Genomic DNA, 14,759 nt, shown 5'->3' on the forward strand with positions numbered 1-14,759 from the left:
GTGACCAGTGACCAGTGACCAGTGACCAGTGACCAGTGACCAGTGACCAGTGACCAGTGACCAGTGACCAGTGACCAGTGACCAGTGACCAGTGACCAGTGACCAGTGACCAGTGACTAATGTAGTAAACAAACCAATGAGAAAATTATGGCGCACAAAAAAAAGAACGTCCGCAAAAAACTCTGCCCTGTCTGCGAGCGCGAGTTTAGTTGGACTAAGAAGCTTGATAAAAACTGGGAGAGCATGGTCTATTGCTCCGACCAATGCCGACGGGTAAAAAAATATGAAGGGCTGGATCATCAAAAAGAAGACAAGTAGTCGTTAGTAATGTAATAGGGTTATATAGATATAAGGGAGTAGACGATGGCACATAAAAAAGTAAACCTACCGCAAAAAATCTGCCCCGTCTGCCAGCGCCCATTTACATGGCGTAAAAAGTGGGAGAAAGACTGGGAGCAGGTGATTTATTGTTCTGAGAAGTGTCGGCGAGGGAAAGCAAAAGATGAATAGACCAAAATATAAAGCTTCAGCCGATCATAGATTGGCTGAAGCTTTATTAAGTTGATGGCTTATTATTAGTAATGTTCTTTCATAAGTACTTCTTCCATTCGACACCGTCGTCTAATTTACAGAAGATGAGATATAGGTCGTTTACTTATAAATACTTTTGCCTAAAAAGACTAAAGTCATTCTCACTAGAAAATAGAGAATAACTCTAACGTTTTTATTGGCTATCAGTGGCTATTACACTGTTGGATTAGGGTCTTGAGAATTTAAACATCTCTTCATAGTCTATGACATCGTCTTGGTTATCGTCCACTTCAATAGTAAGGGCAGTATTACCTGTTACTCGAGCGTAACGCGTGCGTGGTTCTGATAATCCAGTCCCCGCATTGCCATCATAAATTATAGTAGTAGTTAATTGACCAGTAACAGCATCAACAGTGTAGTTACCCCATTCCATACCATTTTCGGAATTATCGACTGACCTATCCTCGTCAACTTGCAAGTAGATATAAGTACCGTTTTCTAAGAATGCTAAGCCCAGTAGCTCGTTGTCATCAGCATCATCGAAATCCCAAGGTCCTAAAATACTTTCAGACTTAGTTTCTGAGAAACGATAGCTTTCGTTACTATCAATGATGCCATTTCCGTTTTCATCTACTTTCAGGATAAATTTACCGTTAGATACCTGAGCATAACGCATGACAGAATCTGATAATCCAGAGGTACCGTTTTTATCAAAGATAGGCGTAGCGGTTAGTTTGCCTTCTGTACTACTGACGCTATAACTGCCTAATTCCATACCATTTCCAGCTTCACTGGTTGATTGGCTACTATCGACTTGGGTCTGTATATAAGTCCCATCATCCATGAATATAATAGTTGATAACTCTCCACTAGCGGTATCGTCGCTACTCCACATGCCGACGATTTCAGTATCAATATTGGGCTGATCAGGTTGTGTAACATCTGGTTGATCAGGTTGCGACGTCGGTGATTCATCAGAATCAGAGTCACTACCACATCCCTGTAAAATCAGTGCTGTTGTCATGGCTAATAATGCTAGTTTAAATGATTTCATTTTTATCTCTCCTTGATTTAAAAATATAAAATCTCACTCAGCTGAAAGTCAGTGCCTTGCATCTCCTTATTATGTTAATTAAAGAATATATAAATCAGTATTTATGAATATAACAAACATTTTTCAGTTAATCCAATCCAAAAAGTATTTTCTAAATGAGTAAAATGGAGAGGTTGGTTATGAAATAAAAAGAGTGTAAAAGCGAGAAGAAGCTGTAAAAAGTAAATTTATTAGCGAAAAGGTCAAAGTATTAAAGGTTCGAAGAGCTTTTTCGAGATACTGTTACTGGAAGATAGTGAACAATAAAAGTATCTATTTAAAAAATTGGTAGATATATAATTAAACGCCGTTTCCTTTATTGACTGCATTTCTACTGAATGAAAGAGATAAAGGAGACGGTATATTCAAACATCATAGCTACGTATATTTTTTGAAATCGATTTAAACGTAAGAAAGTTAGTTACTATAAATGGGGTTTCAACCATTTTTTAGCAGTTTTTATATTCTAATTTTCACACTCAGTATAAATTATCTAATTGATAACGACTGAATTTACCGCTGGTTAATTACCATCTCTTTTAGCAAAAATATTCGCAACCAACGCGCCACTAAAGTTATGCCAGACACTAAATATCGCACTAGGTAAGGCCGCGACAGGATTGAAATAAGTTGCCGCAAGGGCAGCGCCCAGACCAGAGTTTTGCATGCCTACCTCTACCATAATGGCGCGGCGTTGTTTCTCCGTAAAGCCGGACAAACGAGCGATTACATATCCTAAGGTATAACCCATCATATTATGTAAGGCAACCACGATAAAGACGATTGCACCACTGTCTAAGATAGTCGCTTTAGATACTGCCACCACTGCCGCTATAATAATAGAGATACCCAATACCGACACCATCGGTAATACCTCGGTGACGAACTCGATCTTTTTACCCAGAAACTTATGAAAGATAACACCCAGTAATATGGGCAAGATAACGATTTTCGTAATGGTCATCATCATACTGGCTAGGTCGATGTCGATCAGCTGACCAGCAAACACATTTAATAGAATCGGGGTCAGAAAAGGCGCAAGCAGGGTAGAGATAGAGGTAATCGCCACACTCAATGCCACATCACCTTTGGCTAAGAACGTAATCACATTACTAGAAGTACCACCCGGGCAACAACCTACCAAGATAACACCGACTGCGATTAAAGGATCAAGGTTGAAGATGACCGTTAATAGGTAAGCGATCAAAGGCATGAGCGTGAACTGTGCTAATAGCCCTACCAGTACAGGCTTTGGTCGTTTGACAATTTCTAGGAAATCTTCCGTCTTAAGCGTCATGCCCATGCCAAACATAATGATGCCAAGTATGGGAACGATTAAAAAAGCCAACGAGGCAAAAAATTCAGGAAAAATAAATCCCAAAACAGCACTGACCAATGCCCAAATTGCAAAAGTTTTGCCAATCCAACTAGAAAGTAATGCAATCTGATTCATAGCCTGTCTCAAAATAATAAAGTAGACAATAATCTAGCATGGTTCTTGTCAGTAAATGATAAAAGTATTTTGCTATCAACGTAGCGATAAGTTTGCTGATGGTAGGCAAAATAGAGTGCCATAAAAAATGGCTTACCCATATTAAATAAGTAAGCCAAAAAATAACTATCAGGTTTCTATAACTTTATTAGCCAATCGACTATAAATTTGGATTTAACCACTTCTCAGCTGTTTTCATATCCCAGCCTTTACGCTCAGCATAACTCTCTAACTGATCACGACTGATTTTTCCGACGTTGAAGTATTCACTGTCAGGATGCGAGTAATAGAATCCGCTGACCGATGACGCAGGCCACATCGCATAGCTTTCGGTTAGCGTTGTACCAATTGCATCTACCGTACCGAGCCAGTCAAACAATTTACCTTTTTCGGTATGCTCAGGACAGGCAGGGTAGCCAGGTGCAGGGCGGATACCGACGTATTTTTCTTTAATCATCTCATCATTGGTGAGTGATTCGGTCGGTTGGTAGCCCCAGTACTCTTTACGTATTAGCTCATGTAAATGTTCGGCAAATGCTTCAGCTAAGCGGTCAGACAGCGCCTGTACCATAATGGCATTATAGTCATCGCCTGCTGCTTTGTATTGCTCAGCCAGTGCTTCTGTACCGACGATAGAAACAGTAAAGCCGCCCAAGTGATCAGTGTGGGTGTCTGATGGTGAGATAAAGTCTGCCAAGCTAAAGTTAGGCTTGCCGCTTGCCTTGTCGCTTTGCTGACGTAAGTGCTCAAACTGGTAGGTCGGTTTACCACCATTTTGTGGGTCATTGTCATATACAGTGACGGTATCTGCGCCAGTACGGCGCGCTGGCATCAGTTTAAACACACCTTTCGCTACGATTGATTTTTCATCAATCATCTTTTGTAGTAGCTCTTCTGCATTTTCAAACAAATCGCGAGCCGCTTCACCAACCACATCATCTTGCAATATTTTCGGGTATTTACCGGTCAGACCCCAAGAGATGAAGAATGGTGTCCAGTCAATATAAGGCAGCAGATTCGCGATTGGATAGTCATCCAATATCACTTGTCCTAGTTTATTTGGCACTGGTGGCACATAGGTTTCCCAATCATACTGAAAGCCAATCTTGACCGATTCAGCATAGGTGACTTTGGCAGCTTTTGGTTGACGCTTAGCCAGACGCTCACGCACTTTGACATACTCTTCGCGTGTCTCATCGATGAGCGCTTGACGGTGTTCTTTTGATAGTAATTTGGTCACCACACCGACTGAGCGCGAAGCATCCGATACATAGATGACGCCATCGTTTTGATATTGCGGCTCGACCTTGACGGCAGTATGCGCTTTCGACGTCGTTGCACCGCCGATCATCAATGGTAGTGTCATGCCGCGCTCTTGCATTTGCTTGGCGACATAGACCATCTCATCGAGACTTGGGGTAATCAGACCAGACAGACCGATGATATCAACTTTTTCTGCGATGGCAGTATCGAGGATTTTTTCACATGGCACCATGACGCCCAAATCGACGATATCATAGCCGTTACAGCCGAGTACCACACCGACGATATTTTTACCGATATCATGGACGTCGCCTTTGACGGTTGCCATTAGGATTTTACCTTTGACTTCGCCTTCGATTTTTTCCGCTTCGATATACGGGTTTAGCCATGCGACCGATTGCTTCATTACACGGGCAGATTTTACGACTTGCGGTAGGAACATTTTACCCGCACCGAATAGGTCACCGACGATATTCATACCGTCCATCAGTGGCCCTTCAATGACTTCTAGCGGTTTAGGATACTTCTCCCACGCTTCTTTGGTATCCGCTTCGATAAAGGTGGTCACGCCTTTGACCAGTGCGTGGGCGATACGTTCTTCTACCGTACCTTCGCGCCAGCTCATATCGACGGTACTGTCTTTTTTCTTACCGCCATCTTGGTAGTTTTCAGCGACCGTCATCAGGCGCTCAGTCGCATCTTGACCAGTTTCACCTTGATTGCGATTGAGCATGACGTCTTCGATAGCGTCACGGGCTTCTTTTGGAATATCATCGTACAGCTCAAGCATGGCTGGGTTGACGATACCCATGGTCAGGCCGTTTTTGATCGCGTGAAATAGGAACACAGAGTTGATCGCTTCACGGATTGGGTTACCACGGAAACTAAACGAGACGTTGGACACACCACCCGAGACCATCGCGTTCGGTAGGTTCTCCGTAATCCAGCGCGTGGCATTGATAAAGTCCGCGCCGTAGTTGTTGTGCTCGGTGATACCCGTGGCAACGGCAAAGATATTTGGGTCAAAGATAATGTCCTCGCTAGGGAAGCCCACTTCGTTGACCAATACATCATAACTACGCTTAGATATCTCAATCTTGCGCTCGTAAGTGTCAGCCTGTCCGTCTTCATCGAATGCCATAACGATAATCGCAGCACCATAGCGCATACATAATTTGGCACGCTCAACGAACTCAGCATGACCTTCTTTTAGGGAGATGGAGTTGACGACAGATTTACCCTGCGTGCGTTTGAGGCCTTCTTCGATGATGTCCCATTTAGACGAGTCAATCATCAGCGGGACGCGACTGATATCTGGCTCACCTGAAACTAAGTTGACGAAATGAATCATCGCCTGCTTGGAGTCGAGCATGCCTTCGTCCATATTGATATCGACGATTTGCGCGCCGCCCTCGACCTGATCACGCGCGACATCGAGTGCTTCAGTATAGGCTTCGGTTTTAATCAAGCGTAGGAATTTTTTAGAGCCTGTGACGTTGGTACGCTCACCAACATTGACGAACAAGCTATCAGAATTGATGGTAAATGGCTCTAGACCTGATAGTCGGCAGGCAGGGGCTATCTCAGGAATAACACGCGGTGGATAGTTCGCCACGACTTTAGCAATTTGACGGATATGCTCAGGCGTCGTACCACAGCAGCCGCCCACGATATTTAGGATACCTGCTTTGGCAAAACCTTCGAGTAGGGCAGCGGTTTCTTCAGCGGTTTCATCATACTCACCAAACTCATTGGGTAGACCAGCGTTTGGATGCGCAGAGACAAAGGTATCAGCGATGTTTGACAATGTCTGAATATGTGGACGCAGCGCATCAGCACCTAGCGCACAGTTAAAGCCAACAGATAATGGCTTGGCATGGCGGATAGAGTTATAAAACGCTTCAGCCGTTTGACCTGATAGCGTGCGACCTGACGCGTCGGTAATCGTACCTGAAATCATGATTGGCAACTCAAAGCCAATATCATCGAATACACCAGTGATTGCAAATATCGCCGCTTTGGCATTGAGCGTATCAAAGATCGTCTCAATCAAGATGATATCGACGCCGCCCTCTATTAGGCATAAGGTCGCTTCACGGTAGTTGAGTACCAACTCATCAAAGGTAATATTACGAAATGCAGGATCATTGACATCAGGCGATAGCGAACACGTACGTGACGTCGGGCCCACGACGCCCGCAACGAAGCGCGGTTTCTCAGGCGTTTTTGCGGTAAATTCATCCGCCGCTTCTCGAGCAATCTTGGCCGCTGTCCTATTTAGTTCTGGCACTAGATACTGCATGTCATAGTCAGCCATCGACAGACGCGTACCGTTAAAGGTATTGGTCTCGATGATATCAGCGCCCGCTAGCAGATGATCGTGATGAATGTCTTTAATCATGTGCGGCTGAGTCAGTACCAGCAGGTCATTATTGCCGCGTACATCTTGGTCGATATCAGCAAAACGCTCACCACGATAATCCGCTTCTTCTAGTTTATAAGTCTGAATCTGCGTACCCATCGCACCGTCTAACATCAAAATGCGTGAAGCTATCTGCTCAGTAATACGGGCACGAGCGGTTAGTTGCTGCTCTTTAAACGGAAATACAGCAGGCGGCGTTAATATAAAGTCATTAGCGGATGAGTAACTAGAGGCGGTATCGGTATGAGAATCGGTTGGTGAGGTCGTCGTTGGAATCATAGGTGTGCTGCTTATATCGTAATTATTAAAAAAAGAAGGAATAACAAACCAGTAGCGTGCAGAGTCTCACGAAGAGGACCGCAAATTTGCATTATTTTAGCATGAAAAGTTTGCTACATATGGACACTGCATATTCCTCTTTGGCAATAGATAAATAAGAGGAGAGCTAAGTAACAAAGTAAGGTACTAGAGTCTATTTCATAAAGCAGATACGCACAAATGAATATCATTTCGCTAAGGGCTTACATAAAGCTTTTCTTTTGCAAATGAAAGCCAACGGAAACGCTCAGAAGTCAGACAGAATTTACACCCATACCACAAAAAATTGCGCAAAGGCAGGTTGATAAAGGTTGCTTACATGTTAATTTAATTTCAGAAATACAAAGTCTTAGTAAGTCCTACTTATAAATACAGGCTCATTTATTAGCAGTAACTTGTATCAAAAGTATCGGTATTAGCAGTGCAATACGGTGAGCAAATGGCATTAGCAGGCAGGATGATCTGTAAGACAGTAATATCATAGTTGAAACCATACCAACGTTAAAGAAATTCAAATCATTAAGGAAAATGTTATGAAAATTACTAAAATTGCCACCATCGGTACATTGGCTATCTCAATTGCAGGTCTAAGTGCTTGTAATAATATGATGCCAGCGAAGACAGGCGATATGAAAGCACCAATGCATAGTCAGAGTATGGCTAAGATGAATGTTGTACAAATTGCGCAAAGCAATCCTGATTTTTCAGTGTTGGTAGAAGCGGTACAAGCAGCAGGTCTAGTCGATATGTTGTCTGATCCTAACGCCCACTATACGGTATTTGCACCGACCAATGCCGCCTTTATGCAAGCATTGCAAGAAACAGGTATGACCAAAGCACAGTTATTTGCCAATAAGCCATTATTAACCAAAGTATTGGGTTATCACGTAGTCGCTGGCGATATGGCTATGTATGCCAAAGACGTAAAGCCTGGTAACGTCATGACCGCAAGCAAAGACACGTTGATGGTAACTAAAGAAGGCAAATTGATGGATGAAAATGGTCGCACAACGAATATCGTGAAGACTGATATCGCTGCCAACAATGGCGTCGTTCATGTAATCGATAGAGTATTGTTGCCTAAATAAATATTAACTGAGGCATACCCACTGTATTTATTATAAGACTAAGCAGCCATTGTTTGTGATGATTTCACTATCAGACAATGGCTGTTTTAGACTTTAGGGTTTTATCTATATAAGTTTCTGTTCAGATTAAAATTTTAAAACAGACATCTAAAAGTAGTTAATTACCACCACTTTTTCTTAAACGTCGCAATAACTGATATACAAGCAAACAATGCTATATACGTGATTGATACAGTGTTGCTACCTAAGTAAATACCATTTGAAAATTAAACAGTTAGACTGAGAACTATCAATATAACGGATTAAATAGTATGACTAAGTAATTGGTACATCTATTGGTTGTCAGTCGCTATTATATTTATCGAAAATTATTAATTTAAATAAATCCCTTAATCAATTATTTATCCAAAAAGGAATTACCTATGTTAAAGAAGAACTTGTTATCTATCGCAGTTGTAACCGCAGCCATGTCACTAGCAGCGTGTAACGATACTGAAACTGTTGCAGAACCAACTGAACCAGAAGCTACTGAAGAAATGGCAGTTGAGCCAGTTGCTGAGACAGAAGCTGTTGAAGCTGAGCCAATGGCCGAAATGGACATGGAAGCGACTCAAACTATCGCTGAAATTGCAGCAGAGAACGAAAACCTAACTATCCTAACCGCTGCGCTACAGGCTGCTGGTCTTGATACTATGCTAATGGAAGAAACTAAGCATACTGTATTTGCCCCAACTGATGATGCGTTTGCGCCAGTACTAGAAAAATTAGGCGTGACTAAAGAAGAGTTATTGGCCAATACGGACTTGCTAAAAACGGTTCTTCCTTACCATGTACTAGCAATGGAAGTTAAAGCGGCTGATATCCCATACGGTACTGAGATCGAAACAGCGAACGGTAAAACCATTACTATCAGTGAAGACAACGTAATTACTGATGCTACTGGTAACACAGCAAATATCACTGGTACAGATATCATGGCAACCAATGGTGTGGTACACACTATCGATGCAGTATTAATGCCTGAATAAGCTATTTCTTAGTTTGTAGGTTTTGAATCTACAAGTTAATTAAAGAAAGCCTAGCCATCGTGCTAGGCTTTTTTATGTCTATGAATTAAGAACGCGAAAATTAAGAATAGGGAAGTTAAGGAACAGAAGTTTAAGCGAGGAGATAAGCTATGGGTTAACTATACGGGTACGGCTACCTAATAAAAATAAGGTTATAAAATGCTAAAGCGAGCTCTGTAAAGAAGACAGGCAAAAGATAACGTAACTGTCATACGTTGTTTCGAATACAGCTTAACTTTAAGAGATAAAAGGGTAATTTTAAGGTATTAAATCAGCTCGTATGAATATGGTTTTTAATATTTCGGTAAGCTATTCTGTAGCAGTGTAGAAAACTATCCAAACAAAAAAGCCCGAGAACATGGTCTCGGGCTTTTTGTTTGTTCAATAAGATCAAATAGCAACCTTATTAAATAGGCTTACACTTTATCTTTACGTAATGGGTCAGCGTTCATGCTTTTTTGTTGTGCTAGATGACGCTCTTCCCAATACGGTGCATTTTTGATACCGAATTTAGCAGGATCAAAACTATAGCGAGTGACGCCAGCTTTACGCTGAGCCTCATAGTCTTTAAGCATAGTAAGGGTTGGACGAGCCACGATGAAGATGACAAGAATACCAACAATGTTAAGCCAAGCCATAAGACCAACACCGATATCACCGATTGCCCAGATATAACCAGCTGAGTTTAGACCACCATAAGCAACCATCGCCATGATAAGCACTTTCACTAGGAATAGACCAGTTCTGTTCGCACTACGACCGAGGAAGCGAGTCAAGTAAGCCACGTTTACTTCAGCGATGTAGTAGTAAGCCAGAATTGTTGTAAAGGCAAAGAAGAATACAGCGATTGCGATAAAGACATTACCAAACGTACCGTATACAGATTCCATTGCCATTTGCGTGAAAGCAGGAGCATTGATTTCAGTAGCAGCGGCGACGTTCTGTACGATGAACTGACCATCTGGTAGCGTACCTTGAATGTTATACATACCAGTAGACAAGATCATGAATGCAGTAGCAGAACATACTAGTAATGTATCAACATATACTGAGAATGCCTGAACTAAACCCTGCTGTGATGGATGCTCAACTTCAGCAGCAGCAGCAGCGTGAGGACCTGTACCCTGACCAGCTTCGTTGGAGTAGATACCACGTTTCACACCCCAACCGATAGCAGCACCAAAACCTGCTTGTGCAGTGAATGCATCACCAACGATCATACCAAACACATCTGGAATCAAGCTGAAGTTGCTGAACATGATGATCAGCGCTAGGGCAATATAACCTAATGCCATGAAAGGTACTGCAAACTCAGTAAAGGTTGCAATACGCTTAATACCACCAAAGATGATGATACCTAGCACGACTAAAATGATAGCCAAGCCGACCAAACGCATAGAGCCAACTTCTAGGCCTGCAACGTTCATGATCGTACCTTCGCCCATTACCTGTGCAAATGCACTGATAACACCGTTCGCCTGTACACCAGGTAAGAACATACCACATGATAAAATAGAAGCGATTGCGAAGAGGATACCGTACCACTTTTGACCAAGGGCACGTTCAAAGTAATAAGCTGGGCCACCGCGATATTCGCCAGTTACCACATCTTTTTCTTTGTAAATCTGAGCAAGAGTAGATTCGACATAGGCTGTAGATGCGCCTAGGAAGGCTACGATCCACATCCAGAAAACGGCACCTGGGCCACCGAAGCCGATAGCAGCAGCTACCCCAGCGATGTTACCCATACCCACACGACCGGCGAGTGAGACGGCAAGTGCCTGAAATGATGAGATACCCTGTGCACTAGATTTACCAGTGAATAGGAGTTTGATCATCTCACCGAATAGACGTACTTGTACAAAGCGCGTCATAATGGAATAGAACAGACCGGCACCCAAGCAGAGATAAATCAGCGCTGGGCTCCAAATAATTCCATTTACTAAGTTAACTAAACCTTCCATATTTATGTTCCTAGTACTGTCTCAAGGTGGCACTGTTTGCTAGGAGTAAACTAACTGGTTAACTTACTTATTTAAGTTAAGCAGTTAAAGTCTCTGCATCGACTTATTTGTTGTCTAAGTCTCATGTGCTTGGCCACCAAGAATGGACTGTAGTTGTCTGTATTTACCCGCGTATCTCGTCAGTAATACGGACTATTTGCATAGCGCTTATCACTGACAATATAAATATCAGCTGCGTTTACTATTATTCTACAACCTCAACTACTGCGGTCTTCTATCATCATGTTATACATCAGATGAGTCATAAGTTGACCGGCGGATAAAACAGGCGGTTATATCATTAAATATCCATCACCATGATGGCATTCAACTTACTATGAGCTGTCTTGAATAAATACATGACTGGTATGGCGAATTAACAGTATTAAGCGATAATTTGACAGTTAATTGATGTTTTTATTAAGAAATTAACAACTCGCTAATACTAATCAAACTATAAGTCCACTACCAAATGTATTCAAACCGTACGGCTACGTAACTGCAATTTGCCATATTTTTGTACTAATTACTAGAAATTTCTTTATAGACGGTAGATATATTCGTATTTTATTTGGCTGATACATTAGCAAGATTTGGATTATTTATAAATAATTGTTTGTACTCTCATAACATTTTGTCTAATTCCTCTAGACTGCTAAATTTTTGCTCTATATCTATCATGATAAAAACGCGTTATCGTTGACGCTATGCGGTTGTGTTTTGGTAACGGTCAATTGTAAAAAGCCGTATATAACGCCATCATTAGGACAACTTCTTTTGATATCATGCTGATAGAGTGATGCGAGATATACAATATATAGAGTGCATGACTGCCGTATGAATACCAAGAAAACTTAAAAATATTAAAAACGTGGTACTGGATATTTGTTATTTATCATTATTAGGAGAATCAACAATGACGCGTAAATCTATTATGAAGCCGATGTTGCTAGCCGCTTTATTGACAACTTCTACGGTTGGTCTAAGTGGCTGTGGCTATAACAACCTGCAAGCACAAGATGAGCAGGTCACTGCTTCATGGTCAGAAGTGGTTAACCAGTATCAGCGCCGTTCTGATTTGGTGCCAAACTTAGTCAAAGTCGTACAGCAATATGCCGAGCAAGAGCAAGAGGTCTTCACCCAAGTGGCAGAAGCTCGCTCACGTGCGGGCGGTATCACGGTAACGCCAGAAGTACTCAATGATCCAGAAGCGATGGAGCGTTATGCAGCAGCGCAAGAGCAGATGACAGGGGCATTGTCACGTTTGATGGCAGTGTCTGAGCGTTATCCTGATCTAAAATCAGATGCTCTGTTTCAAGATTTGCAGGCACAGTTAGAAGGTACTGAGAACCGTATTGCTGTGGCTCGTAACCGTTATATCCAAGAAGTGCAGGGATACAATACAACGGTACGTCAGTTCCCAACTAACATCACTGCTAAAGTATTTGGTATGGACACTAAGCCCAACTTTAGTGTGGCCAATGAAGAGGCGATTTCAACCGCACCAAGTGTTGATTTTGGCGACTCTACAGAAAAGTCTGCTGAATAAAATTTAGAATTAATGTGACGACAGAGCAGCATAGGCAGCTCTGTTCATTTAGCTAATGGTTCGATGATGATTAGTTAGAGTCTATCAATTGGTAAAGATGTTATCTGAGGTGGTATAGATTAGATGAATAATTCAAAAGCAATCTTATCAGCATTACTGTTTACGTTAGGTGTCGTCAGCGTGCCTGTATTGCACGCTGCACCCAATGATACAGCGGTGGCGACAGATAGCACCTCGGATCTGCAAAACCGTAGTGTTGAAGAGTTGGTGGCCGTTGCTAAAGCAGGAGAGTCTAACGAAGCAATCAATGATGCTGTATTAAATAATGATGCCATCAATGGGGTAGTGCTCGGCAACGACGCTATCAATCAAAACGCAGATAACCAAAGCACAGCAAATGATACAACCAATGCTCAAACAACCGCTCAGCCACCTGTACGCTCCAGTGCCGAGGGTATTGACGCTGACAAGTTGATACTCAATGAACCAGTCGTTGATCAAGCCAATATCTTAAATCCTCAAGAGAAGCTACGTCTAGAGGCTCAGCTTAGAAGTATTTATCAGCAGGGATTAGCACAAGCAGCGGTGGTTATCGTACCAACTACCAATGGCGTACCAATATTTGATTATGCCTTGCAAGTTGCTGAGAAGTGGGAACTGGGTGATGAAGCTATCGATGACGGTCTGCTAATTGTGGTCGCTGTCAATGACCGTGATATGTATATCCTAACGGGTTATGGACTAGAAGGCGTCTTACCAGATGCAGCGGTTAACCGCGTCATTCGAGAAGATATCACGCCGTTATTTAAGCAAAATAACTATGGTGCAGGGATAATCGCTGGCGTTGAATCGCTCAAAACGCGCTTAACTGCTGACCCTGAAGTCTTAGCCCGTGCTGATGCACAAGCTGCAGAACGTACTGCCCAGCAAAGCTCAGACGAGCTGCCATCACCTATTTTCTTATTTATCATGGCGATGATTTTTGGTAGCTTTATTACGAATATATTGGGCCGAGTATTTGGTTCTATTATTACCGCTGGCGGGTTTTTTGCAGGTTCGATGGCCTTAGGCGGCGGCTTCTTTATGACGCTGATTATGGCAATATTCATCTGGATGTTTTTGATCTCACGCGGCGGTGGCGGTGGAAAAGGCGGCGGCGGTAAAGGTGGGCGCAGAGGCGGCATGATTTTCTTGCCCGGTATGGGCGGCGGTAGTGGAGGCGGCTTTGGCGGTGGTGGTTTCGGAGGAGGCGGCTTTGGCGGTGGCGGCGGTGGTTTCGGCGGCGGCGGCGCAGGTGGCTCGTGGTAAGTATTCCACACACGCGAACAAAATAAACTCTACATAACCATCGAAAACGACGTACTTGAGGAAATAATATAATGGTAGAAGACAACGCTTCAAACCCCAGTTTTGCCCGCTGGTGGCGTCAAGTTTTGTTCGTCCCTTTATTACATAGTAAGTGGCTGACAACAGAATCCAAGGCACGCCTAACAGATGCTGTGACACGAGCCGAGCGTGGGCATCGTGGTGAGGTGTTTTTAATCGTAGAAAATCATCTGCCTATCCAAGAAGCCTATCGCATGAACTGCCGTGAGCGTGCGATTGATTTGTTTAGCGAATATCGCGTCTGGGATACCGAAGAAAATACGGGCGTCTTAATCTACGTCAATGTATGCGAGCGTAAACTAGAGATTGTCGCAGACCGAGGTATCAGCGCTCACGTTAGTCCAACGGTATGGAATGCAATGTGTGAAAAGGCGGTATCTGGTATTGCTACTCAAAAGACAGAAGAGAGCTTGGCTGAACTGCTAGACGAAGTGGGGCAGGTATTACGTCAATACTATCATTTAGAGCACGATCCAGAAGGTAATGAGCTGTCTGATACAGTGGTATTTCTAAAGTAATTTGTGCCTTATACGGTTGTATTAAGAAG

The 14,759-nt window shown here is 42.8% G+C and carries 11 protein-coding genes; 7 read left to right on the top strand and 4 right to left on the bottom strand.

Going from position 1 to position 14,759, the window contains the following annotated elements:
* Nucleotides 1-147 precede the first annotated feature (147 nt).
* Both JMX07_RS11845 and JMX07_RS11850 read left to right on the top strand, forming a co-directional pair.
* A complete protein-coding gene (locus tag JMX07_RS11845; RefSeq protein WP_010196547.1) occupies nucleotides 148-318 on the top strand; it encodes a DUF2256 domain-containing protein in 171 nt (56 codons plus the stop codon).
* A gap of 45 nt (nucleotides 319-363) precedes the next feature.
* A complete protein-coding gene (locus JMX07_RS11850) occupies nucleotides 364-510 on the top strand; it encodes a DUF2256 domain-containing protein (protein WP_134292748.1) in 147 nt (48 codons plus the stop codon).
* Between the two features lie 247 nt (nucleotides 511-757).
* Here the strand turns inward: JMX07_RS11850 and JMX07_RS11855 are convergent, their stop codons facing one another.
* The 3 genes from JMX07_RS11855 to metH all read right to left on the bottom strand — a co-directional run bounded on the left by JMX07_RS11855 (nucleotide 758) and on the right by metH (nucleotide 7,080).
* Entirely contained in the window at nucleotides 758-1,585 is an 828-nt protein-coding gene (locus tag JMX07_RS11855; RefSeq protein WP_057758527.1) for a lipoprotein, read from the bottom strand.
* Nucleotides 1,586-2,147: 562 nt separating this feature from the next.
* The gene (locus JMX07_RS11860) at nucleotides 2,148-3,077 is read right to left on the bottom strand and encodes a bile acid:sodium symporter family protein (RefSeq protein ID WP_201608134.1); all 930 of its coding nucleotides are present in this window, start codon (nucleotides 3,075-3,077) and stop codon (nucleotides 2,148-2,150) included.
* Nucleotides 3,078-3,276: 199 nt separating this feature from the next.
* Complete coding sequence (metH, locus tag JMX07_RS11865; protein ID WP_201608139.1) at nucleotides 3,277-7,080, bottom strand: methionine synthase; 3,804 nt, start codon at nucleotides 7,078-7,080, stop codon at nucleotides 3,277-3,279.
* Nucleotides 7,081-7,652: 572 nt separating this feature from the next.
* Between metH and JMX07_RS11870 the strand changes: the two genes are divergently transcribed.
* On the top strand, nucleotides 7,653-8,207 hold the full coding sequence (locus tag JMX07_RS11870) for a fasciclin domain-containing protein (protein WP_201608140.1): 555 nt from the start codon (nucleotides 7,653-7,655) through the stop codon (nucleotides 8,205-8,207).
* 422 nt (nucleotides 8,208-8,629) lie between these two features.
* Nucleotides 8,630-9,235, top strand: coding sequence for a fasciclin domain-containing protein (locus tag JMX07_RS11875; protein WP_057758535.1), 606 nt, complete (start codon nucleotides 8,630-8,632; stop codon nucleotides 9,233-9,235).
* Nucleotides 9,236-9,690: 455 nt separating this feature from the next.
* On the opposite strand, the gene JMX07_RS11880 is transcribed toward JMX07_RS11875, so the two are convergent.
* Nucleotides 9,691-11,238 carry an alanine/glycine:cation symporter family protein gene (locus JMX07_RS11880; RefSeq protein WP_101204950.1) on the bottom strand — a complete coding sequence of 516 codons (1,548 nt, stop codon included), beginning with the start codon at nucleotides 11,236-11,238 and terminating at the stop codon, nucleotides 9,691-9,693.
* 955 nt (nucleotides 11,239-12,193) lie between these two features.
* Here JMX07_RS11880 and JMX07_RS11885 point away from each other — a divergent pair.
* The 3 genes from JMX07_RS11885 to JMX07_RS11895 all read left to right on the top strand — a co-directional run bounded on the left by JMX07_RS11885 (nucleotide 12,194) and on the right by JMX07_RS11895 (nucleotide 14,730).
* Nucleotides 12,194-12,826, top strand: a complete 633-nt coding sequence (locus tag JMX07_RS11885; protein ID WP_057758539.1) for a LemA family protein — start codon at nucleotides 12,194-12,196, stop codon at nucleotides 12,824-12,826.
* Between the two features lie 123 nt (nucleotides 12,827-12,949).
* The gene (locus JMX07_RS11890; RefSeq protein WP_201608141.1) at nucleotides 12,950-14,134 is read left to right on the top strand and encodes a TPM domain-containing protein; all 1,185 of its coding nucleotides are present in this window, start codon (nucleotides 12,950-12,952) and stop codon (nucleotides 14,132-14,134) included.
* 71 nt (nucleotides 14,135-14,205) lie between these two features.
* A complete protein-coding gene (locus JMX07_RS11895) occupies nucleotides 14,206-14,730 on the top strand; it encodes a TPM domain-containing protein (protein WP_101204947.1) in 525 nt (174 codons plus the stop codon).
* Nucleotides 14,731-14,759 lie beyond the last annotated feature (29 nt).

Origin of the sequence: Psychrobacter immobilis, from assembly GCF_904846235.1 — a bacterium.
Classification (GTDB): Bacteria; Pseudomonadota; Gammaproteobacteria; order Pseudomonadales; family Moraxellaceae; genus Psychrobacter; species Psychrobacter immobilis_C.